General features: G+C 37.8%; 19 protein-coding genes and 1 riboswitch. Of the genes, 5 read left to right on the plus strand and 14 right to left on the minus strand.

The features are described from left to right. Window positions 1–5: 5 nt before the first annotated feature. The 4 genes from MHI04_RS19600 to MHI04_RS19615 all read right to left on the minus strand — a co-directional run bounded on the left by MHI04_RS19600 (window position 6) and on the right by MHI04_RS19615 (window position 3,648). Window positions 6–653, minus strand: a complete 648-nt coding sequence (locus tag MHI04_RS19600; protein ID WP_058845194.1) for a hypothetical protein — start codon at window positions 651–653, stop codon at window positions 6–8. Window positions 654–861: 208 nt separating this feature from the next. Beyond that, a complete protein-coding gene (locus tag MHI04_RS19605) occupies window positions 862–1,182 on the minus strand; it encodes a hypothetical protein (protein ID WP_058845195.1) in 321 nt (106 codons plus the stop codon). A 159-nt stretch (window positions 1,183–1,341) separates the two neighbouring features. Next, a complete protein-coding gene (gene nadE / locus MHI04_RS19610) occupies window positions 1,342–2,166 on the minus strand; it encodes an ammonia-dependent NAD(+) synthetase (RefSeq protein WP_271911045.1) in 825 nt (274 codons plus the stop codon). Window positions 2,167–2,187: 21 nt separating this feature from the next. Continuing rightward, window positions 2,188–3,648, minus strand: a complete 1,461-nt coding sequence (locus MHI04_RS19615; RefSeq protein WP_082673778.1) for a nicotinate phosphoribosyltransferase — start codon at window positions 3,646–3,648, stop codon at window positions 2,188–2,190. Window positions 3,649–3,960: 312 nt separating this feature from the next. On the opposite strand from MHI04_RS19615, the gene MHI04_RS19620 reads away from it, so the two are divergent. Next, the gene (locus MHI04_RS19620; RefSeq protein ID WP_036124574.1) at window positions 3,961–4,302 is read left to right on the plus strand and encodes a P-II family nitrogen regulator; all 342 of its coding nucleotides are present in this window, start codon (window positions 3,961–3,963) and stop codon (window positions 4,300–4,302) included. 15 nt (window positions 4,303–4,317) lie between these two features. Further along, complete coding sequence (locus tag MHI04_RS19625; RefSeq protein ID WP_058845197.1) at window positions 4,318–5,616, plus strand: ammonium transporter; 1,299 nt, start codon at window positions 4,318–4,320, stop codon at window positions 5,614–5,616. A 148-nt stretch (window positions 5,617–5,764) separates the two neighbouring features. Here the strand turns inward: MHI04_RS19625 and MHI04_RS19630 are convergent, their stop codons facing one another. After that, a complete protein-coding gene (locus MHI04_RS19630) occupies window positions 5,765–6,265 on the minus strand; it encodes a methylated-DNA--[protein]-cysteine S-methyltransferase (RefSeq protein WP_342535112.1) in 501 nt (166 codons plus the stop codon). A gap of 94 nt (window positions 6,266–6,359) precedes the next feature. Here MHI04_RS19630 and MHI04_RS19635 point away from each other — a divergent pair, with 94 nt between their 5' ends. The 3 genes from MHI04_RS19635 (at window position 6,360) to MHI04_RS19645 (ending at window position 8,889) form a co-directional block, all read left to right on the plus strand. Next, complete coding sequence (locus MHI04_RS19635) at window positions 6,360–7,091, plus strand: phosphate ABC transporter ATP-binding protein (RefSeq protein ID WP_340835279.1); 732 nt, start codon at window positions 6,360–6,362, stop codon at window positions 7,089–7,091. After that, complete coding sequence (gene fetB, locus MHI04_RS19640; protein ID WP_089934273.1) at window positions 7,088–7,840, plus strand: iron export ABC transporter permease subunit FetB; 753 nt, start codon at window positions 7,088–7,090, stop codon at window positions 7,838–7,840. Before MHI04_RS19635 ends, fetB begins: the two co-directional genes overlap by 4 nt. Window positions 7,841–7,914: 74 nt before the next feature. Then, window positions 7,915–8,889, plus strand: a complete 975-nt coding sequence (locus tag MHI04_RS19645) for a proline dehydrogenase family protein (RefSeq protein WP_036124585.1) — start codon at window positions 7,915–7,917, stop codon at window positions 8,887–8,889. A 39-nt stretch (window positions 8,890–8,928) separates the two neighbouring features. On the opposite strand, the gene MHI04_RS19650 is transcribed toward MHI04_RS19645, so the two are convergent. The 9 genes from MHI04_RS19650 to MHI04_RS19690 form a co-directional block, all read right to left on the minus strand. Then, complete coding sequence (locus MHI04_RS19650; RefSeq protein WP_342535113.1) at window positions 8,929–9,540, minus strand: response regulator transcription factor; 612 nt, start codon at window positions 9,538–9,540, stop codon at window positions 8,929–8,931. A gap of 21 nt (window positions 9,541–9,561) precedes the next feature. Then, window positions 9,562–10,569: a sensor histidine kinase gene (locus MHI04_RS19655; RefSeq protein ID WP_170829892.1), complete on the minus strand. Its 1,008-nt coding sequence runs from the start codon at window positions 10,567–10,569 to the stop codon at window positions 9,562–9,564. A 271-nt stretch (window positions 10,570–10,840) separates the two neighbouring features. Continuing rightward, on the minus strand, window positions 10,841–11,872 hold the full coding sequence (locus MHI04_RS19660; protein ID WP_036124589.1) for a fatty acid desaturase: 1,032 nt from the start codon (window positions 11,870–11,872) through the stop codon (window positions 10,841–10,843). Window positions 11,873–11,982: 110 nt separating this feature from the next. Further along, window positions 11,983–12,483: a GNAT family N-acetyltransferase gene (locus MHI04_RS19665; RefSeq protein WP_271911054.1), complete on the minus strand. Its 501-nt coding sequence runs from the start codon at window positions 12,481–12,483 to the stop codon at window positions 11,983–11,985. Window positions 12,484–12,588: 105 nt separating this feature from the next. Continuing rightward, a complete protein-coding gene (gene metH, locus MHI04_RS19670) occupies window positions 12,589–16,020 on the minus strand; it encodes a methionine synthase (protein ID WP_036124594.1) in 3,432 nt (1,143 codons plus the stop codon). Next, window positions 16,013–17,860, minus strand: a complete 1,848-nt coding sequence (locus MHI04_RS19675; RefSeq protein ID WP_089934270.1) for a bifunctional homocysteine S-methyltransferase/methylenetetrahydrofolate reductase — start codon at window positions 17,858–17,860, stop codon at window positions 16,013–16,015. The genes metH and MHI04_RS19675 overlap by 8 nt, the downstream gene beginning before the upstream one ends. A 91-nt stretch (window positions 17,861–17,951) precedes the next feature. After that, window positions 17,952–18,052, minus strand: a riboswitch (SAM riboswitch). A gap of 99 nt (window positions 18,053–18,151) precedes the next feature. Beyond that, window positions 18,152–19,546: a protoporphyrinogen oxidase gene (locus MHI04_RS19680; protein WP_058843593.1), complete on the minus strand. Its 1,395-nt coding sequence runs from the start codon at window positions 19,544–19,546 to the stop codon at window positions 18,152–18,154. Between the two features lie 232 nt (window positions 19,547–19,778). Then, window positions 19,779–21,071, minus strand: a complete 1,293-nt coding sequence (locus tag MHI04_RS19685) for a globin-coupled sensor protein (RefSeq protein ID WP_036124600.1) — start codon at window positions 21,069–21,071, stop codon at window positions 19,779–19,781. Window positions 21,072–21,695: 624 nt separating this feature from the next. Then, entirely contained in the window at window positions 21,696–22,982 is a 1,287-nt protein-coding gene (locus MHI04_RS19690; RefSeq protein WP_036124602.1) for a tetratricopeptide repeat protein, read from the minus strand.

Consider the following 22,982-nt stretch of genomic DNA (forward strand, 5'->3'; position numbering starts at 1 on the left):
ACGCTTTAATGACTGTGTCCCTCTTGTTCATGATTCATTTCATTCGAATGCATGGAACCAGATTCGCCATTTTCTTCCTCAGCCTTTTTTTGCATCATTTTCTTCTTACGTCTCTCCAATGCATCATCTTTAATTTTTTGTAGATCTTCAACGTAAGCTTTCGAATTTTCTTGGATATATTTATCTGCTTCAGCCTTGTTCACAAAATAAATATAGCCCCAGTTCATTGGAGATTTCAGCTCTGTTTTCACAATAGTTACATCTTCAACCTTTGCCCAATCCTTTGTCACAAAATCACGGACAAATTTTTCATTTTTTTCTTCATTGGCAACCTCCGCGTTCAACAAACAGCCAATATCGTCATAAAAAGCAATGGACCCATCTTCTTTTATAGCTTGTGTTGAAAATACTCCCATCTCGTGATCTTTCATGTAAACCTTCATATTACACATTTCACAAACTGTATCTTCCTTTGGCTCTTGTAACCGTGGGTCTACTAGCGAAGCAACCTGGACAGAATCTTCTTTCAATGTTGCTGTTTCATTTTTCGTAGCCTCTTGCTCCGTTTCCTTCTCTTTCACTTGGGCTTTTTCACTGCCACATGCTGCAAGTACAAATAATAATATTAGTGCAGGTAACCATAATTTTTTCACAACTATTTCCTCCAAATTTAGTTTTCTGTTGCTATACTCTACATTACAGATTAGTTGTGAAATTAGTTAAAAATCGGAGTGAAGAATTGGAAAAATTATCTTGAACATTCAATGAACATCTTCACTTCAAATATTTTGAATTTAGAGCAATTCTTTTTCCACTCTTATATAAAAACTCCCCACACTATGCATGTGGAGAGCTCGTTATTTATATGGAAGAACGGTAACTATTGAGTCGCTTCTTTTGTTTGCTTAAACGGCTTAGCTTTAACGCAGTTTCATTTAATTCCCGACGAATTTGTAAATCACTAGCACTATCCATATGAATAGGCGCTGTATGTTGATGTTGCTGCTGTTGATTTGGTGCATTTATTGAACTGTGCTTCTTCTCTTTATTTTTTTGCAAACTATTTTTAAATAGTTTTTGTGGATTTTGCCCAAAGTTATGGCTAATATCCCCAGCATGCAAATACTGATTTTCTTGCCGAAAAACACTGCTTGTCGTTGCACTCACTCTAGAAGTCCTCATAAAAAGTTACCCTCCCCTACATTTTATTATCCTTATAGGTAATTATATCGACATTATATGCTGATCATTAACAACATAGAACCAAATGGCATAAAAAAAGAGAGAAAAGAGCTATTTTCAAAAGCGAAGTTCACTTTTTCATAACTCTTTTCACTCATCTTACTTCCAAAAATCATCAAATATTGTAATTGGCATATGACGTTTATGTTGAGAACGCAAATAATATCCTTCTAAGATTCGGCGTGGTTCTTCAGGAATTTCTTTTCCCTCTAAATAATCATCGATTTGATCATATGATACACCAAGTGCCACTTCGTCTGGCAATGATGGACGATTCTCCTCTAAATCCGCTGTTGGCACCTTTTTATAAAGATGCTCAGGACATTTAAGTTCTGCTAACAGTTGCTTACCTTGTCGTTTATTTAGACGAAAAATCGGCATTAAGTCCGCTCCACCATCACCAAATTTTGTATAAAACCCCGTAATAGCCTCCGCAGCATGATCCGTTCCTAACACAACTGCCCCATTCATCGCGGCAATTGAATATTGCACCTTCATACGCTCACGAGCTTTTTCATTCCCTTTCACAAAATCATTCAGCTCAACGCCTGCATTTGCTAAAGCCAACACACTAGCATCTACAGCATTTTTTATATTCACAGTGTAAATTTTCGTTGGTTTTATATAATCAATGGCATCCTGACAATCTTGTTCATCAGCCTGCACGCCATATGGTAAACGTACAGCCAAAAAAGAATACTTCATTTCCCCAGCCTCTGCATTTAGTTCATCAATTGCCAACTGTGCTAGTTTTCCTGTTAACGTCGAATCTTGACCACCAGAAATACCAAGAACGAATCCTTTTACAAAGCTATAGTGTTGTGCATATTCCTTTAAAAAATCAATGGATTTACGTATTTCTTCCTGTACATTAATAGTAGGCAATACACGTAATTCTTCAATAATTTGTTGTTGTAAAGTCATTGTACCCGTCACTCCTCTTATTTACATTCGCTTAACCATATTGTGCACTTCTTCAATATTACGCATTTTATTATCCCAGCATTTTTGGCTGAGATCGACTGGATACTCTTCAGGATTCATCGCACGCTTATATTCATCCCACAGCAATTCTAAATTTTCCGCAGCATAATCACGCATTTCCACCAAAGTAGGATTTTGATAATTGATTACTCCATTTTTAATGACATGCTGATGTAAATTTTTTGCTTCAAAATTTGTGACAAACTTTGATACAAATGTATGGATTGGATGGAACATTTTTATGCGTTCCTCAGCTTGAGGGTTTTCTTCTTGCATCGTAATATAATCGCCCTCTGCCTTCCCATTTTTTTTATCGATAATACGATAGACATTTTTTAATCCTGGCGTTGATACCTTTTCCGCATTAGCCGAAATTTTGATTGTATCTTCAAGTTGCCCTTCGCTATTTTCGATAGCCACCATTTTATAAACTGCACCTAATGCAGGCTGATCGTAAGCTGTAATAAGCTTTGTACCAATTCCCCAAACATCTACTTTTGCACCTTGAGATTTTAAATTTAAGATTGTGTATTCATCTAAATCATTCGAGACAATGATTTTGGCATCCTGGAAGCCTGCAGCATCCAACATACGACGAGCTTCTTTTGATAAAAACGCGATATCACCGCTATCTAAACGTATGCCAATAAAGTTAATTTTGTCTCCTAGCTCTTTAGCTACTTTAATAGCAGTTGGCACACCTGATTTCAATGTATTGTAAGTATCTACTAAAAAAACACAATCACGATGACGTTTAGCATAAGCATGGAATGCATCATAATCATTTTTATAAGCTTGTACTAACGCATGTGCGTGTGTACCAGAGACAGGAATATTAAAAAGTTTACCTGCACGAACATTACTAGTAGAAGCAAAGCCCCCTATAAACGCAGCACGAGTTCCCCAAATAGCTGCATCCATTTCCTGTGCACGCCTTGTCCCAAATTCCATCGCCACTTCATTTTTAGTAATTTGTTTAATACGGCTTGCCTTTGTGGCAATTAATGTTTGGTAATTAACAATATTAAGCAATGCCGTTTCAATAAGCTGCGCTTCCACTAATGGAGCTTCAATTCGAACAATCGGTTCATTGGCAAAAACAAGCTCCCCTTCTACCATAGAATACATATCCCCTGTGAATCGAATATTTTTCAAGTACTCGATAAAGTCCTCCTTGTAGCCCACTTCCTCACGTAAATAGGTAATATCGGATTCGCTAAAATGAAAATCACGTAGATAATCAAGCATTCGCTCTAACCCAGCAAATATGGCATAGCCATTACCAAAAGGTAATTTCCTAAAATATAATTCAAAAACTGCTTTTTTATTATGTATGCCATCCGCCCAGTAGGATTCTGCCATATTAATTTGATATAAGTCTGTGTGTAGCGCTAAGCTATCATCTGCATAGTTTGATCTCAAAAGAAACCCCTTCTTCCGCTTTGATAATTAGTCCTAGTATACACTATATACCCAAATTCTTGCGTTTTACATATCTTCTATTTGATGTTAGGTTTTCTAACATAAATAGTCAGAAAATTTAGAACTGTTCACATTTTAGACACATTTTTTAGTACCGCTTTCATTCCTTTTATAAAAACATTTTCTGCAAACTATTTCGAGAATAGAAATATAATATGTAAGGTAATATAACATGCATTCTAAAAAAACAATTGCATTGATTTTTATTCCGTTTTAACATGTAAATTAAATTTACGCAAGGAGCTGGTACACATGAAAAAAATTGAAGCAATCATTCGTCCTGAAGTTTTTGGGGCCGTTCGGGACGGACTTGCAAAGGAAGGAATTGCAGGTTTAAGCGTCTCTGAAATTGCCGGCTGTGGTCGTCAGTTAGGTAGAACAGGACTCTTTCGCGGCAATACGTATGAAATTGAATTTTTACCTAAATTGAAATTGGAAATGATTGTGGACGATGGGAAAATCGATGCCATCGTAGAGATTTTATTGCGTGAAGCAGCAACTGGCAAGGTCGGGGACGGAAAGATTTTCATTTATCCAGTAGAACAAGCAATTCGTATCCGAACAAAAGAAGTCGGATCGATTGCAGTAGAGTAAAGGGGGAAGATATAGATGGATGCAGTATTATTATCGGTTAATTTAATTTGGGTGATGCTTGGCACTATTTTAGTATTCTTTATGCACGCTGGTTTTGCTATGGTCGAGGCTGGATTTACCCGCTCGAAAAATGCCGTCAATATCATCATGAAGAATTTCCTAACGATTTCCCTTGGTGGCATTGTCTATTTTTTATGTGGTTACGCCATTATGTTCGGCGACACAGTAGGTGGTATTTTCGGCACTAGCGGCTTTGCTTTAAAAGGAGTAGATGATCTTTCCTTCTTTATCTTCCAAACAATGTTTGCTGCAACTGGAGCAACGATTTTGTCTGGCGCTGTCGCAGAACGTACTAATATTTTTGCTTATATCGGCGTCATTATACTTATGTCTTTAGTTGTTTATCCTGTTGTTGGTCACTGGGTTTGGAGTGGGCAAGGCTGGTTAACAGATCTAGGCTTTGTTGATTTTGCCGGCTCTACAGTTGTTCACTTAACGGGGGCTGTCGCAGCATTTGTCGCAGCTGTTATGGTTGGACCTCGACTTGGTAAATATGAAAATGGTCGAGTAAATGTAATTACAGGACACAGTATTCCATTAGGAGCTTTAGGCGTATTTTTACTTTGGTTTGGTTGGTTCGGCTTTAATGGAGCTTCAACGTTAGCTGCCGATCCTGAACTTGTTCCTAGTGTTATTTCCAATACATTCTTTGCAGCAGCTGCTGGTGTAGTTGCTACCGCTTTCTATACGAAATTCCGTTACGGTCATATTGATGGCTCCCTTACATTAAACGGTGCATTAGCCGGGCTTGTAGGGATTACGGCTGGTGCTGCGAATGTCAGTATCATGGGCTCCCTCATCATCGGCTTAATCGCCGCGCCATTACTTGTAGAAGGTGTACGTTTCCTTGAATGGAAGCTAAAAGTAGATGATCCTGTTGGAGCGATTGCGGTTCACGGTATTTGTGGTATTTGGGGAACATTGGCAGTTGGTTTATTTGACATTGGTGGTCAAGGTTTATTGTATGGCGGTGGTTTTGGTCTACTAGGGATTCAAGCAATCGGTGTCATCGCAACAGTTGCCTGGGTTAGCGTATCTGTGTCAGCAGGCTTATTGATTATCAAAGCATTTATCCCATTACGTGTAACAGCTGAAGAAGAGATTGCTGGTTTAGATGTAATGGAGCATGGTGCTCCTGCTTACGAATTCCAAGACATTTTCAAAAGCTCTGCTGTAAGAGGAGAAACCTTTGCTCATCGCTTAACACATTTCGGTAAATCACAAAGCAATGTCCAAGAAGAACAACATGTATAGCTAGTGGAAAAATCTGCTCCTGTATCTCTAGATGATGGGGGCAGATTTTTCTTTTTTAGTGGCCTTTAGTTTGGGGATTATTGTTAATTTCCTTTTGCTCGAAACGCTCTTCCCATTGCTCAAACCCCTTCATTAACCTTCACTTAATTTAAACTTGCTCTAACTCAAGTAAAAACTGTTTCATAGCGAGGCCACTTCGGAAGCCTGTTAATTGACCATTTTTGCCAATGACTCGATGGCATGGAATAATCGCTAGTATTGGATTTGCACCAATTGCAGTTCCTACAGCTCTAACTGCTTTCGGATTACCAATGCGTTGTGCGATATTACCATAGGATGTTGTTGTACCATAAGGCAATTCTTTTAGGGCATCCCAAACGGCTAATTGAAAAGGTGTTCCCTTTACATGGACAGGTAGGTCAAACTCAGTAAGCTCCTTGTTAAAATAAGCAGTTAACTGAGCCTTATATGGCTGTAATTTTTCTGGATTTTCTTCAAAGCCATACCCTTTAAAAGGTTTTTTAGCCCACACTTCTACTTCCTCAAATGATGCATTTGGTGTTCCTATATAGACAAGACCTTTATCTGAAGCCACTAGATACATATCCCCCTGTGTATACGTTAATGTATCGACATACAATATTTGCATTTCCAAATCCCCTACTTTCTACTATTTAAACTGCATCTTCCAGTCATTTCATGCTACATTTATTTTACCGACTATAACAAAGGAGCTTCAATAAATGAATACGTTATATGAGCCTGCCATTCACTTTCAACAAGTTCATTTTTCAGTAAATGACAAAATAATATTAAAGTCAATTACTGGGTCATTTCCAAAAGGGCAAATTACGACTCTTGTTGGTCCTTCTGGTGCTGGTAAAACAACGCTACTTAAATTATGTAATGGTCTTCTGTCACCAACAAACGGGCATATACTCGTTGAAAATCAGCCTATTTCTACATATGAGCCCACCGCTTTAAGGAGACATGTTGGTATTGCTTTACAGGCAGCTCCGATGATAGCAGGTACAGTGCTAGATAATCTCGCCCTTCCCCGTACACTACAGGGGCAAAAACTCTCGCAGCAGGAGGCTGTCCAATATTTAGAGGATGTTGGATTAAACGAAAGCTTCTTACACCAATCAACAAGTGAATTGTCTGGTGGACAACGTCAAAAGGTATCCATTGCACGAACCCTGATCAATCAATCCTCTATTTTATTATTAGATGAAATTACATCTGCGCTGGATCGTCAATCCGTACAAGAAATTGAAAAATTGATTGCTACTATTAACAAAAAATACAATGTCACGATAATTTGGATTACACATAATTTGCAACAAGCATTGACAATTGGTCACTATACATGGGTTATGATGGATGGTGAGTTAATTGAAACTGGTAAAAGTGCTTTACTTGAAGCCCCAACGAATCCACGTGTTGCAGCGTTTGTTCAGGGGGTTAATCAATGACATTTACAGCCTTATCCTTAACCCTAATCTTTGTCTGTATTCCTCTCATATTATCTAAAACATTAAAGTTGGGTCTTGAAAAAGATACGCTCATTGCAACGTTACGTTCCATTGTTCAATTGCTTGCTGTCGGCTATATTTTAAAATTTGTTTTTGACGCCAATAGTTATGGTTATATACTTCTCATGGTAGCGCTAATGATTGTCGTCGCAACATTAAATGCACGAAAAAAAGGGGTGGGTATTAAAGGAATTACTTGGAAAATAGCACTGACACTTGTCGTCATAGAAATTGTTACACAAGGTGTCTTGCTAGGATTTCATATTGTTCCAGCTACTGCCCAGTATATCATTCCGATTAGTGGGATGTTAATTGGCAATTCGATGGTGCTGTCCATTTTATTTTTAAATCGTTTTACAGCTGAAATTAGTAGCCATAAAGATCAAATGGAATTAATTTTATCGCTAGGTGGCACGCCAAAACAAGCCGTTCATCGCCAACTGATCAATGCCGTAAAAGCTAGTATGATTCCTACGATTGAAAGCCAAAAAACAATCGGTTTAGTACAGCTACCAGGTATGATGAGTGGGCAAATTATTGGTGGGGCTGACCCTATCCATGCTGTCCAATTTCAACTTTTAATCATCTTTGCACTCTTAACAACAGCAACATTATCCAGCATCATGATTGGTTTTTTAAGTTATCCTGTGCTATTTAATGAACGTATGCAAATACTTGATATGAAATAATTGTTAAGCTGAAATGAATATAGTTTAAAACATTTATGTTATACTAAAAAGAAAATGCAGTTAGGAGAATGACCATGTTATTACGCGATTTTTTCATCCAGTTATCTGAAAACCAACTATTAAATAGTGCTGCAAAGAAATATGGCCTAAAATTAGGAGCACAGAGTGTAGTAGCTGGTACAAATATTGAAGAAACAATTGCAAGCATCAAAGAACTAAATGCACATAATATTTCTTGTACGGTAGACAACCTAGGTGAATTTGTTTCAAGTAAAGAAGAAGCAACGGCTGCAAAAGAAAAAATCCTTACTGTAATCGAAGCCATCCATGAGAACGGTGTTGCTGCACATATTTCATTAAAACCATCTCAATTAGGTTTAGACATTGATGTTGATTTTTGTTATGACAACCTGTATGAAATAGTAGAAAAAGCCGCTTCTTATGATATATTTGTTAACTTTGATATGGAAGACTACGGCCGTCTTCAAACATCCTTTGATATGGTAGAAGAGTTATCTAAAACATTTAATAATGTTGGTACAGTTATTCAATCCTACTTTTACCGTGCAAAAGACGATATCGAAAAATTCAAGGACTACCGTTTACGTATTGTAAAAGGTGCTTATAAAGAGCCTGTAGAAGTCGCCTATCAAGATAAATTAGATATTGATTTAAACTTTATTGAGTTGATTGAATATCACTTGCTACACGGCAAATTTACGTCAATTGCAACACATGATCATAATATCATCGCACACGTAAAACGCTTTGTTGCAGATCATAATATTCCACTTGATAAATTTGAATTCCAAATGCTATACGGTTTCCGCACTGATATGCAAAAAGAGCTTGCAAAAGAAGGCTATAACTTCTGTGTGTACGTTCCATTCGGTGAAGATTGGTACGGCTACTTTATGCGCCGTTTAGCTGAACGTCCTCAAAACCTTAACCTTGTAACAAAACAAGTGTTTACGAAAAAAACGAATACTGTTCTTGCTGTAGCAGCAGGTGCATTCGTTCTTGGACGTATAACAAAACGCAAAAAGTAAAAAAACGAACCTTATCGCGCTCATGCGATAAGGTTCTCTTTATTTGTTCCATCCTTTTTCTTTAAAGCGTGCAATGGCCTCAATACGATTACCAACATTTAGTTTTTCTAAAATGGTTGAAATATAATTACGTACCGTTCCAGCAGATAAAAAGAGCTCTGCCGCAATTTCCTTTGTCGTCTTGCCCTCTGCCACAAGTGTCAGCACCTGGCTTTCACGCTCTGTTAAAGGATTTTCACTATCATCCTCATAGACAAAATCAACAAGCTCTGGTGCATAAATACGTTTACCGTCCATTATTGTACGAATCCCACTTACTAATTCCTCAATAGGGCTATCCTTTAATAAATAGCCTCTTACGCCCGCTTTCCTAGCACGCTCGAAATAACCTGGTCTGGCAAATGTAGTTAAAATAATGACCTTACAATCTGAGCCAATACTATGCATTTCTTCTGCTGCGTCTAGTCCCGTTTTCACTGGCATTTCAATATCCATAATACAAATATCAGGCTGATGCTCTGCCACCAGCGTCAATGCTTCCTCACCATTTTTTGCTAAGCCGACGACCTCCATATCCTCTTCCATACTAAGTAAAGAGCGAAGAGCCCCTAATAGCATCCCCTGATCTTCAGCGATCACAATTCGTATCATGTCACAAGCCTCTTTTCTATTCTATATGTTCTTCAGATTTTCTTTGACATTTTGATGCGTAATAGCCACTGGTATAGTTACCGTTAATGTAGTACCCTCAACACTTTCAATCTTAAAGGACCCATTAATAAACTCTAAGCGTTCCCGCATTCCCTTCAATCCGTTCCCCGTTTTCCATGCTTGTTTTTTCGTAATACCTTGTCCGTTATCCCGAACGATTAAGTAAACTTCCTTAAAGTTTTGATGGAAAGCAATTTCACATTTTGTTGCTCCACTATGTTTGACAACATTATTAACCGCCTCTTTTAGGCACATGCATAAAACATTTTCGACAAGTGGCGGAACTTGCAATGCATTTTTATCTCCTTCAAAAACAAACTCCATTTCTGCTGCCTTTAGTATTTGAGAAATACGCATTAGCTCATCCTCAAATTTTGCCGTCCGCATGTCTGACACCAATTCACGAACCTCTTTTAAGGCAATGCTTGCCGTCTGGCGTATATCCTTAATCTCAATCAAAGCCTGCTGTGGATCACGTTCAATCAACCTAGAAGCTAGATCACTTTTTAAGCCAATCATGGACAATTTTTGCCCCAAAGTATCATGCAAATCACGAGCAATTCGTTGTCGTTCCTCAAAAACAATTAACTCGGCAATACGTTCATTAGCTGTTTCTAACTGCCCCTCTAAGTTTTCACGTTTATTTTTGGAATAAATTGTTAATGGTAAAAGAACAACAGCTAGAATGGTTAGCACAACAAAAGGTAGCTGCGATAAAAATAAGTGAAGCTCCACAAAGAAGCCGACACCGGTAGATATAACTGTAAACCCAATATGTAGACCGTACATAATATAAAAGCCGACAGGTCTTCGTATGTTGCCAATAAAAAATGCTGTGAAAATAGATAGATACACATAGCCATATAAGATGGTCATGACAATATTGATGGCCATTTCAAAGCTGATCCACATATAAACTAAACCGCTTTTCGAATTCATGGAAAATCGATAGAAAATAAAATAAAGCATTAAAAACGTAATGCCAATCGAGATTTCGATATAAGATGATTTCCTAAAAATGAAGAAAAACGGTAGGAAACAAAAAATAATCCATAAATATACACTGAGCATTGGACTATTCGGAATAATACTATGCCATTTCCTCAACATAATCTCACGCTCTTTCCTACTTTTCCCTTATTATAACAAGAAAATTTAATTTATGCCTGCACATGCTTTAGACAAAACCCATCCTTTTACATAAAACAGCCATCTCGTTTGCAGAGATGGCTGTTTTCAACTAAGCGGCAATACTGCCTCTTGCTTTGCGTTTGATGATTTCATTTACTTCTTTAAACGATACAAATTTGCCTTGATCTTCATCATATAACTTGTAACGTAATGATTCTAAACTTGTACGTAACGTAATCGTTGTTGCCATGTGTAAAGGCGGCGTTTCATTATGTGCTTTTTCAAGATTATAGTTAGGTACTCGAGGAGCTAAGTGATGGACATGGTGGAAACCAATATTCCCTGTAACCCATTGTAAAATCTTTGGCAATTTATAATACGAGCTACCTTCCACTGCGGCTTTAACATAATCCCATTCTGATTCATGTTCAAAATAAGAATCTTCATATGTGTGCTGAATATAAAACAGCCAAATTCCTAAAGAACCAGCAATAAATAAGGTAACGCCTTGGACTAATAAAAATGCTTGCCAGCCCATGAAGAAAATTAAAGCAGCACAAATTCCGACCATAACGATATTCGTTAAAATTGTGTTCAAGCGTTCTTTCTTTCTTGCATCCTTACGATTAAAACGATTTAAGATAAGCACCATATATAATGGTCCTAACCCAAACATAACGAATGGGTTACGATAAAAGCGATACCATAATCGTTGTCCCTTTGAAGCTTGCATATATTCTTCCACTGTCATCATATCAATATCACCAATACCACGCTTGTCTAGGTTTGAGCTTGTTGCATGGTGAATTGTATGTTCACGTTTCCATTTTTCATATGGGAATGATGTTAGCACTCCAGTAAAAAATCCAACCCAGTCGTTTGCCTTTTTACTTTTGAAAAATGATCCGTGTGTGCAATCGTGAAAAATAATAAAAGTTCGTACGACAAACCCCGCTGAAATGGCACTTAAGCCAACTGTTAGCCAAGGTGAAACATCTACTAATAAGTAACCAGCCACCCACAATGCAATTAACGGTACAAGTGTATTTATCATTTGAAAAACACTTTTACCCGTATTAGATTTAGCAAATGGCGCTACATCTTGGCGTAACTTTTTTGTTTTTTCTTTAATAGTTGCCATCCTTTACTCCCTCGTTTCTTTTTTTCTTATGACCTCATCATAAAACAAGAGTACAAGTCAGTAACAGACGCAAACATCATAAAAAGGATATGACATTTGTCATATCCTTTTTATGATGTTTGTCCATTCAAATGCAACTGATAGAACACAAGGTCTAGCCATTGTTCAAATTTATAGCCTGCATTTTTAATTGTACCTGCATATTCAAAACCTAATTTTTCATGTGCTTTAATGCTAGCAATGTTTTCTCCATCAATGCCAGCAACGAGTGTTTTGACACCACGCTCCTCTGCAATCGCTATAAGCTTATGCATGAGCTTCGTTGCAATCCCCTTTTGATAATGCTCATTATGCACGTAGACGGAATGCTCCATTGTATATTGATAACCAGGGTAAGGACGGAATTGACTATAAGTAGCAAAGCCAGCAACAATCCCATTTTCCACAAATACAAGCAGTGGATTGCCGAATGCTTGCTGCTCCTTATACCATCGCATTTTTTCATCTAAAGTTTGTATATCATATCGGTAGACAGCCTTACTTGTTAAAATAATATCATTATAGATGTCTAAAACCTCAGGTATATCTTTTTCTTCCATGAATCGAATCATCCTGCTCACTTCCTTAATGAAATTGTCCTCACACTCTTCAATGATTCAATGGAATGGATATAGATAGTCAATTCATTGACTATCTATATCCTCCTATTTTACGCCTTAAACATTGAAGTAGCGAGCATCGGGATGAGCAAAAACAATCGCTGAAACAGATGCTTCAGGCTCCATCATAAAACCTTCTGTAAGGTGAACGCCAATATCCTCAGGCTTTAATAAGCCGAATAGTTTTTCCTGATCCTCCAAGTTAGGGCACGCAGGATAACCGAAAGAAAAACGTTGCCCTTGATATTTAGCTGCAAAACGATCTCTCATTGTAAAATCAGTGGCATCTGGGAAGCCCCATTGGTCACGTATTTCTTGATGCATACGTTCAGCAAAGCCCTCTGCTAATTCTAGTGCAGTCGATTGCAGTGCATGGCTTTCAAGGAATTTGCCAGAATCTTTTAACTGACGAGCTGTTGCCATAACCCCTTGCCCTGCTGTTACCACCATGAGCGCAATATAATCCATTTCTCCACTCTCTACCGTTTTTAAGAAATCGGCAAGACATAAAAATGGTTCTACTTGCTGGCGCGGGAAAGTAAAACGTTCAATTTCTGTTTTACTATCGGCAGGATCATAAACAACGACATCATCCCCATCCGCTTGAGCAGGGAAAAATTGATATAAACCTGAAGGCTTTAATAAATCACTTTTTAAATAATCATCTACTAAATCCTTTAGTTCTGTTGCTCGTGAATCACCGGCATCTAGCAATTGCTGAACCTGCCCTTTCAAGCCTAAATGATGTCCCAGCAATGTACGCATATTGACGTATGGATATAAATGCGATACTGCATAGTCTTTCTTCACATGACGACGTAAATCAGCTGGTAAAAATACTGACGCTCCCTTTACAGTACGTACTGGCTTTATTGTTATCTCTTTAGCTGGACGTGCAGCTCTTTTTACATCTGCCTCTAGACGTTTTTGACGAGATTCCTGGATTTCAGCTAAGAAATTCGCACGCGTTTCCTTACCCATTAATAGATTTGCTTGCTCTAATCCCTGCATAGCATCCTTTGAATAAATAACTGGACCATTGTATTCATCTGCAATTTTTGTTTCTGTAAAGCGTCGAGAAAGTGCAGCTCCACCAACTAAAATCGGTACATCAATGCCAGCCTCTTTGAAATCCTGAGCAGTAATGACCATCTGTTGCGCTGATTTTACCAGTAAGCCTGATAGCCCGATAAAATCTGGTTTTTCCTTGCGAATCGCTTCAATCAATTGTGCTGGTGTTACTTTAATGCCTAAATCGACAACCTTATAGCCATTATTACTTAAAATAATATCAACAAGGTTTTTCCCAATATCGTGCACATCTCCTTTAACGGTAGCCAAAACCATTTTCCCTTTTCCAGCACTCTCTTCATCCTTTTCCATGAATTGCTCTAAATGGGCAACAGCAGCCTTCATCACGCCTGCTGATTGTAAAACCTCCGCTACAATGAGTTGGTTATCATTAAACAATCGACCTACCTCAGCCATACCAGCCATTAAAGGACCATTAATAATATCAAGTGGCGCCTCAAAGATTTCGCGTGCAGCATCTAAATCCTCAATCAGCCCTTCTTTTGTACCTTCTAAAATATAATAAGCTAAACGACCTTCAACCGTTTTTGGTATATCCGCTTCGGTCTTTTCTTTCTTTTTATCACGATAAAAGTCTGTGAATACTGCTAATGTTTCATCATTCGTATTAAACAGTAAGTCATTTGCAAGTTTAATTTCTGCCTCTGGAATGGATGCATAACGCTCTAGTTTCTCTGTATTGACAATGGCATAATCTAAGCCGGCCTGTGTACAATGATAAAGATACACAGCATTCAGTACTTCACGGCCAACTGGTGGTAAGCCAAATGAAATATTACTTACACCCAGTACAGTTAATGTCTGTGGCATCTTTTCTTTGATTAGTCGAATTCCTTCAATTGTTTCTAGAGCCGATCCAATATACTGCTCATCACCAGTCCCTACAGGGAACATCAACGGGTCGAAAATGATATCCTCCGGTGCAAGTCCCCATTTTTCAGTTAATAATTTATAGGAACGTTCGGCAATTTCAAGCTTGCGATGACGATCAACGGCCATTCCTATTTCATCAATGGTTCCAACTACCAATGAGGCTCCATACTTCTTTACGAGTGGCATTACTGCATCAAATCGTTCTTCACCATCTTCTAGATTTATAGAGTTAATGATGGCTTTTCCTTGAGAAAATTTTAATGCTTCCTCAATGACCTTTTCATCTGTCGAGTCGATTACAAGAGGAACCTTAACCTTTTTCACAACCTCCTGCATAAAACCACGCATATCAGCTAATTCATCACGATCAGGGTTGGCTAAACAAATATCAATAACATGTGCACCATTTTTTACTTGCGCACGTGCAATTTCTGCAGCTTCTTCAAACTTCCCATCAATGATTAAATTCTTAAATTTACGAGAGCCTATAACATTCGTTCTTTCACCAATAAATAATGGACGCATAGAATCGTCATACAATAATGGTTCGATTCCTGATACCGCATGACCATGTGTTTTCTCTGGTATTTGGCGTGGTTTTTCATCTTTTAAAACCTCACGGATAGCTGTGATATGAGCTGGAGTCGTCCCACAACATCCACCTACAATATTAAGCCAGCCCTTTTCTGCAAAGCCTTTTAATTTTTGTGATAAAGATTCTGGTGATTCATGATAGCAACCTTCTTCATCCGGCAAGCCTGCATTCGGATAACAGCTAATATAGCCTGTGGAAAGCTCTGCTAATGAACGAATATGATCCGTCATAAACTCTGGTCCAGTCGCACAGTTTAAGCCAACGGATAGTGGTTTAATATGTTCAATAGAAATATAAAAAGCATCAATCGTTTGCCCTGCGAGTGTTGTACCCATCGGTTCAATTGTTCCTGAAATCATGACGGGTAGTTCTTTGCCAGTTGCCGCGAAAGCACGTGCTACACCTAGAGTACCTGCTTTTACGTTTAACATATCCTGACTAGTTTCTAGTAAAAGGACGTCTGCTCCTGCCTCAATTAACGCCTTCGCCTGTACATAAAAGTTTTCCTCTAGCTCATCAAATGTAATACCGCCAGTTACGGATAATGTTTTTGTTGTTGGACCCATTGCGCCAGCAACAAAGCGTGGCCAATCTGATGTTGAAAAGTTATCCACTGCTTGACGAGCAATTTCGACGGCACGTTTATTAATTTCTTCCGCTTTTGCGCCAAGATCATATTCATTTAACACAAGAGGTGTCCCGCCAAAAGTATTCGTACAAATAATATCTGCGCCTGCCTCTAAATATTTATGGTGAATTTCCTTAATTACATCAGGTCTAGTAAGCACAAGATTTTCATTACAGCCATCAAGCTCCTCCCCGCCAAAATCCTCAGCGGATAAGTTTTCGTTTTGTAGCATTGTTCCCATTGCGCCATCAAGAATTAAAATACGTTTCTCTAGTTGCTTTTCAATCAAGTGCTTAGCCATGTATACTTACCCCTTTTTTCTGTTCATCCAATTGCTCAATATATTTCATCAACTCTAATGTCACATCATAACGTAAAAATGGAGTGATAAGGTAAATGCCATTGAAATACTGTGCAGCCACCTCAACTAATTCCTTCGCAATGGCAATCCCCTCAAATGTTGCACGTTCTTTATCTTCACCACAGGCCTTCATTCTTGTTAAGGCATCTTCAGATAATTTTATGCCTGGCACCTCATGATGTAAGAATTCAGCACTTTTATAACTTGTAACGGGCATAATACCAATATAAATAGGTGCTTGCAAATGCTTGGTTGCCTCATAAATTTCCACAATTTTTTCCTTCGTATATACTGGCTGTGAAATAAAGTAGTCTGCTCCATACTCAATTTTCTTCTCTAAGCGTGCCACAGCACGATCTAATACACGGACATTTGGATTAAATGCAGCAGCTACTGAAAAATTTGCTTTTTTACGAAGTGGTTTACCTGAGAAGGAAATGCCTTGATTTAACTGCTTAATTAATTGGATCAGCTCCATTGATGAGACATCATAAACACTTGTGGCACCTGGGAAGTCCCCAACTTTTGTTGGATCACCAGTAACAGCTAACACATCATGAATTCCTAATGCATTTAACCCCATTAAATGTGATTGCAGACCGATTAAATTACGATCTCGGCATGTAATATGTGTTAGAGGACGTACACCATTAGTACTCTTCAACAATGCACCCATAGCAATATTGCTAATACGTGGAGAAGCCAGAGAATTGTCTGCCATCATGACGACATCTGCTCCTGCATCATACAATTGTTTTGCCCCTTCCAGAAAACCATCAATTTCCAGATGTCTAGGTGTATCTAGCTCTACAATGACAGAGCGTTCGCGCTTTACTTTTTCATGAAGAGGTTCATACTTCGTTGGCTCTGCTTCACGAACAATTTGAATCTTCTCCGGTTTGGCATACTTTTCATGAACTGGTGATAACTCTTCTAAATACTTCTTCGCTGCTGCTATATGCTTCGGTGTCGTACCACAACAGCCTCCAATTAAGCGTACCCCTTGATCACGTAATTCCACAGCCGCTCGACCAAAATATTCAGCTTCTGACTCATAAACGACACGACCATCTTCTAAGTCAAGGAGTGAAGCATTCGGATAAGCCGACATAAATGCCTTATCAGGAAGTTCTACACCTTCAAACGCCTGAATGGTATGGTGTGGACCTAAACGACAATTGACACCCACAATATCCGCACCAAGTTTTTCTAGCTCATGCAGGGCGTTATTTAAAGACATACCGTTTTGTAAAACACCAGGTTCGTGCATGGAAACTTGCGCAATAATCGGTAATTTTGTCTTTGTCCGTAGCATCTTTAAGGTAGCTGTTAATTCTTCAAAATCATAATAGGTTTCGAGTAAAAGGCCGTCTGGATTCCCAGCAAGTAAAACACTCGCTTGCTCCTCAATAGTTGCTAAGATTTCATCTAACGTTGCATCACTTTTACGAATACCACGAATACCACCAATTGTCCCTAAGACAAACTGACCTCCATCTGCCGCAGCTCGCTTTGCGATTGTAATCGCTGCTTCATTAAATTGTTGGACACGCGATTCTAATCCATAGCGAGCTAATTTAATGGCATTTGCACCATACGTATTCGTTTGGATGATATCAGCACCAGCTGCAATATATTCTCTATGAATCTTTTCAATTAACTCAGGTTTCTGTACATTCATTTCCTCATGACAATACTCCAAACCATAGCCATAAAGCACTGTGCCTATTGCGCCATCTGCCGTCAATACATGCGTTTTTAACCTTTCAAGCAATCTCATTAAACTAGCCTCTCTTCCTATATCTCTGTATAATAAAAAGCCTTCTTTTATAAAAAAAAGAAGGCTTTAATGACTCATCATTGTTTTTTCCTTCTCATCTTCGACTCAATGGTCTTCTGGATTTAGCACCTGACAAAAAAGTTGGTTGCTGAAGCTTCAATGGGCCAGTCCCTCTGCTTCTCTTGATAAGAATGTAGTATGAATTTTTTAAATAATTAAAAGAATCATATCGTTTACTGACGAATGAGTCAAGACTATTTCACATAACAAAGAAATTTTTCACTTAAAAGCTTAGAAATTGGCTAGTTCCTTTGCAAGCTCCTCACCGATTTTTTTCCCATTTTGAATACAAGCACCAATCCCTACCCCAAAGTATGAACAACCTGCGATGGATAGATTAGGATAGTTTTCTTGTAATTCTTGAACTAAACCTTGTAATGCTTCACGGTGAGCTAGATCATATTTTGGCATTTGATCAATCCATTTTGTGACATTAATAACTGTTGGCTGTTCCTCTATTCCTAGGCTCTTGCGCACATCCTCTAAAGCAACCGCTGCTAATTCTTCGTCAGACATGGCACGGAGTTGCTCATATGCTGGATTGATGCTTTTATAAAAGAGTCGCACAAGTAATTTATGATCTCTTGATGTATGCCTCCATTTACGACTTGTCCAAGTTGCAGCATTACATGTAACATCAGAATTATGTGAGACAATATAGCCCGTTCCATCTGCTGGCAATCTAGAGTCTGGTACATCAAAACCTAAATAGATCGTAATTGCTGAAGCTGTCGTAAATTGGTCAAAATAACGGTTTAATGATTCATCCTGTAGTAGGCCTTGAACAGCCTCATTCGGCAGTGCTAAAACGACATAATCTGTCTCGATGCTTTCACCATTAGCTAAGGCAATTGAATAGTGGTTTTCTTGCTTTTGAACATTGACAGTTGCGACACCCTTGATGATCTCTACATCGGTTAATGTTTGTTCGAGACGATCAATTAGAGAAGATAAACCGTTTTTGAACGATATAAACTTTTTATTGGCTGCTTTAGCAAATTGCTCACGATTCGCATCAAAGCCTTTTATGATACTTCCATACTCGTTCTTATAGTCAATCAAGTACGGTAAAGTAGAGGCAATCGAAAGCTGGTGTAAATCACCTGAATAAACACCTGCAAGAACGGGTGCAATTTGATTTTTTACAAGCTCTTCCCCTAAATAATAGGTTAAAAACTCTCCAATTGAACTTTCCTTTGTGAAGTCTTTGTTTGGTAAAGTCAAATCTTTTAATGCATCTTGTTTACCTTGCTCTGTAATCAATGTGCTTTGCTCCAAGGATGCCAAACTCATTGGTATTCCAAAAGTAGAATCTGCCGGAATGGCATGTAATTCATTATTCGTATAAATATAGGAAATACCTGTTTCGTTGTAAACTAGATTCTCCTCAAAATCAAGCTCCTGTACAAGCTCCATAACACCTTTATGACGAGCTACAATCGAGTCAGCACCTGTTTCCATAATAAAACCTTGCTCATGTGTTGAATATAATTTGCCCCCTAAATATGTATTTTTTTCTACAAGCACTAGACGCACATCTACATTATTTTCCTTCACTTGACGTTGTAAATAATGCATTGTGCATAATCCTGTAATACCGCCACCTAATACAACAACTGTTTTCATAGTAACCGCCCCTATTTTTAGTTCTTCCTACAGTATAAACTTATTTTCATTGAAAATTACGTTAAACCCTTTACAAATTTAGCAAAAATAGAGCTACCTCATCTGTGAGATAGCTCTAGCTTAATCATATGGAATTTCCATTTCAAGGTTTACAAAAAATACACATATTTATAGGTACTATAGTGTTTAATATGTCTAAAAAATACGGAAACATAAACGTTAATTTAGTAGTCTATCCTTTTAGATTTTGGGAAAAGCTCGCTAAGTTTTCTGCTGAATTCGTTACTTCTGTAAATGATGTCCCTAACTCGTTTAATATCCCGACGATTGCTTGTATTTTCGTTGCCATACAGTCGTTTTGATCCTTTGCTTCTGTCATGGCTCCCAATATGCTTGTAAATTGACCTTCAGTTTGTAACATGTTTTCCTCACCTGACGCCACTTCATCTTGAATATTTGCCAGAGAATGCTCTAATTTCTCTGTCCGTTCACTCGTTTTTTTCAATAACAATGCCACCGAAGTAACCGAATCCTTCGTTTGAATAGATAATTTACGCACCTCATCAGCCACTACACTAAAGCCTTTGCCCGCTTCTCCAGCACGCGCCGCTTCAATTGCAGCATTCAATGCCAACAGATTGGTTTGATTAGCAATATTAGTAACAACATTCATGATTGTCTCCATTTCCCTAGACATATCCGATAATTGTTCAATATTTTCTTCTATATCATGAAGTGAATGAATAATATTAAGCATATTTTGTGATTGATTTTTTAAACGTTCACGACCTTCAAGTGCTTGATTTTCAGCCAGTGTTGAGACATCAAGTGATTTTTTAGCCAATTGTTTAATTTCGTCAGATTGCTTGCTTAAGCAGCAAAATGAATTATTTGTTTCCTGAGAAATTGTGGCAAGTGCTTCGGAAGAATCAACAATTTGTCGTTCAATAGCTTCTTTCTCATGCATCATTTTTTCTTTCATTTGTTCTACAGTGTTTTCAAAAGCCTCCAAAACGAGCTGCTGCTCGAAATTACAAATTTTCGATATGGCCCTGATCGTATTAAATTGATCTTGGGGGTGCTCTATATTTTTTTCGACTAAATCAATAAATGATATGGATAAATCTTGGAATGCGCAAATATACCATTGGGTTCTAAGCCCAATATGAACATGTACCTTTGCAATTTTTACTCGTCTTTGGTAATAAACCTCATCAATGGTTCCGTTAAACATTTCAATAATATGCTGCCGTAGCGTTACTTTAAGTCTGTCTACAGAACTATGATGACTAATAATATCTACCAAATGATGCTCTGTTCCTATCATGTTGTAAAAACGGTTTACGATGTGATCTACATTGTCCATAACATATGGCTGGAAAGCTTTTAAATATTGTAAGTCTTGCTTCGTTAGATTCAGCATTTCAATTTGTTTCACCATTGATTGGCGAGTAGACAAATCCATTTTTACTGTATATTGCTGTAAATCCAATACCTTCGTCTTTCTCTGTTTTTGAAAAATCACACATCTTCCCTCTTTCATTCCGTTTACTTTCAGCAGGCTGAGAAACACCAAATCCCTTTTTTAACATATTGATTGATACAAGAAAAAATACCGATAAAAACAGATTAGCTATTATGCTATGGGCTAATACTCTTTCTGTCTGGCACACTTCCTCCAAAAGCATGTCGAGTACCTCTTTGTACAATCACATAAAAAATATTCCCGCTCAGCAAGCAGACCTAGTCAGTACATGACTAACAGTAGACTTATTTACGTATGCTTTATTTCAAAATCACTCATTTACATTAATCATTTTATAAATTGCTGTCAATCTTATCGATTCCGTTTTTTTACATATACCACACCAAAAGTCCCTATCTTAAAATTAATGGTAATGCATAAGAAAAAAGCTACCACAATATTATTTGGTAGCTTTTTTACCCGTTTTCTTGTTTATTATGCCTATTTTTTTTATTTTTCTTATCCTTTTTTATTAATCTTCTTTAAATATCACTATATCAATATTTTTTACCCTCTCCACGAGAGCATCCATATACCTAAAAATACAACCCATTTTAAATCAAAAGTTTTATAAATGTATGGCAAATAAATAATTCAAATAAACTATATTTTTTCACACAAAATTTACAATCCTTTAAGTTCCTGTAATATTTTAGAAGCTTCTGCAACACCAGCATCTGCTGCGAGGCCATACCACTTGATGGCTTCTTTTAGGTTTCTAGCAATTCCTTCACCTTTATTGTAAATATGCCCTAGTTGTAGCTTAGCGTCCGCGTCTCCTTGAATTGCAGCCTGTTTAAACCAATGAATACCTTTTTCGATATTGCGTATACCAGTTAGTCCATTACTCCATATATAGCCCAAATCATAAAAGGCATCTACATGATATTGTTCAGCCGCTCTTTCATACCAAAAGAGGCCGCGGTTTACCTCCTTTGTTTGACCCAAGCGTCCCTCTAAATATATTCCACCAAGCCGATATTGCGCTTCGACATAACCTAGCTCTGCTGATTTTTTGTAGGCATTGAAAGCTGCTTCTACATCTGCTTCAACACCCAGTCCCTGCTCGTATATAATTCCTAACGTAAACATCGCCTCTGCCACATTTTTTTCAGCAGCATAATCAAACCATTGTTTTGCTAATATAAAATCTTGCGGTACGCCTTCCCCATTGAAATACATATCCGCTAAATTATTGGCGGCATCCGCATGCCCCTGTAAAGCTGCTTTTTCATAGTATGAAAAAGCAAGGGAATCATTTTCTTCCACACCAATCCCCTCAAAGTAAAAATTCCCTAGTACGTATTGAGCATCTGCATGATTCTGAAGCGCTGCTAATTCAAACCATTTCAATGATTTTTCAGGTTGAAAATGTTCACCTTCTCTAGCGTTGTAGTATTCTCCCAATTGATATTGTGCATCTGCGTCTTGTTCTTCAACTGCTTCTTTATATAAATCAATAATGACTTCATGATCTAAATCCTCTTCATCTAAAATAGGGAGCTGTTCATCTTGATGACGGAAGTACCACTCCACAATATCAAGTACATCATCAACTACTGCTATACGGCTTGCTAGCTTTTCTAACGAAGAAATTTGCCAAACAAGGATATAGATAGATTCGGGAATGGCATCACGCAAGACATCGTCATATTCCGCTAACAATGTTAAAACATTCTCCTGTATGGACTGAGATTGTTCTGAATGGATAATTTGTAAATGCCGTTGTTGCTGTTCTTTCAATAGCCCTCGCACTATTTGATACAATATTTTTTGCAAGGCTGTTAGGGTAACTTCCGTGAATGTAAGTAATTTTATATTTTGAGCAAACCATGTATTTTCTGACTGTGTCAGATTTTGTAGGGAATCAATTCTTTCTTTATTTCGCTTGGCTAACATTTGCTCGTACAT

The sequence above is a fragment of the Lysinibacillus sp. FSL K6-1151 genome, assembly GCF_038630755.1.
Classification (GTDB): domain Bacteria; phylum Bacillota; class Bacilli; order Bacillales_A; family Planococcaceae; genus Lysinibacillus; species Lysinibacillus fusiformis_D.

Bases quoted from the DNA above. Each gene is read 5' to 3' on its own strand.
- MHI04_RS19620 (WP_036124574.1), top strand. From the start codon at position 3,961: ATGAAAAAAATTGAAGCAATCATTCGTCCTGAAGTTTTTGGGGCCGTT.
- MHI04_RS19635 (WP_340835279.1), top strand. From the start codon at position 6,360: ATGAATACGTTATATGAGCCTGCCATTCACTTTCAACAAGTTCATTTT.
- fetB (WP_089934273.1), top strand. From the start codon at position 7,088: ATGACATTTACAGCCTTATCCTTAACCCTAATCTTTGTCTGTATTCCT.
- MHI04_RS19655 (WP_170829892.1), bottom strand. From the start codon at position 10,569: ATGCTTTATTTTATTTTCTATCGATTTTCCATGAATTCGAAAAGCGGT.
- MHI04_RS19665 (WP_271911054.1), bottom strand. From the start codon at position 12,483: ATGATTCGATTCATGGAAGAAAAAGATATACCTGAGGTTTTAGACATC.
- MHI04_RS19605 (WP_058845195.1), bottom strand. From the start codon at position 1,182: ATGAGGACTTCTAGAGTGAGTGCAACGACAAGCAGTGTTTTTCGGCAA.
- MHI04_RS19660 (WP_036124589.1), bottom strand. From the start codon at position 11,872: ATGGCAACTATTAAAGAAAAAACAAAAAAGTTACGCCAAGATGTAGCG.
- metH (WP_036124594.1), bottom strand. From the start codon at position 16,020: ATGGCTAAGCACTTGATTGAAAAGCAACTAGAGAAACGTATTTTAATT.
- MHI04_RS19625 (WP_058845197.1), top strand. From the start codon at position 4,318: ATGGATGCAGTATTATTATCGGTTAATTTAATTTGGGTGATGCTTGGC.
- MHI04_RS19690 (WP_036124602.1), bottom strand. From the start codon at position 22,982: ATGTACGAGCAAATGTTAGCCAAGCGAAATAAAGAAAGAATTGATTCC.
- MHI04_RS19650 (WP_342535113.1), bottom strand. From the start codon at position 9,540: ATGATACGAATTGTGATCGCTGAAGATCAGGGGATGCTATTAGGGGCT.
- nadE (WP_271911045.1), bottom strand. From the start codon at position 2,166: ATGACTTTACAACAACAAATTATTGAAGAATTACGTGTATTGCCTACT.
- MHI04_RS19645 (WP_036124585.1), top strand. From the start codon at position 7,915: ATGTTATTACGCGATTTTTTCATCCAGTTATCTGAAAACCAACTATTA.
- MHI04_RS19675 (WP_089934270.1), bottom strand. From the start codon at position 17,860: ATGAGATTGCTTGAAAGGTTAAAAACGCATGTATTGACGGCAGATGGC.
- MHI04_RS19630 (WP_342535112.1), bottom strand. From the start codon at position 6,265: ATGCAAATATTGTATGTCGATACATTAACGTATACACAGGGGGATATG.
- MHI04_RS19680 (WP_058843593.1), bottom strand. From the start codon at position 19,546: ATGAAAACAGTTGTTGTATTAGGTGGCGGTATTACAGGATTATGCACA.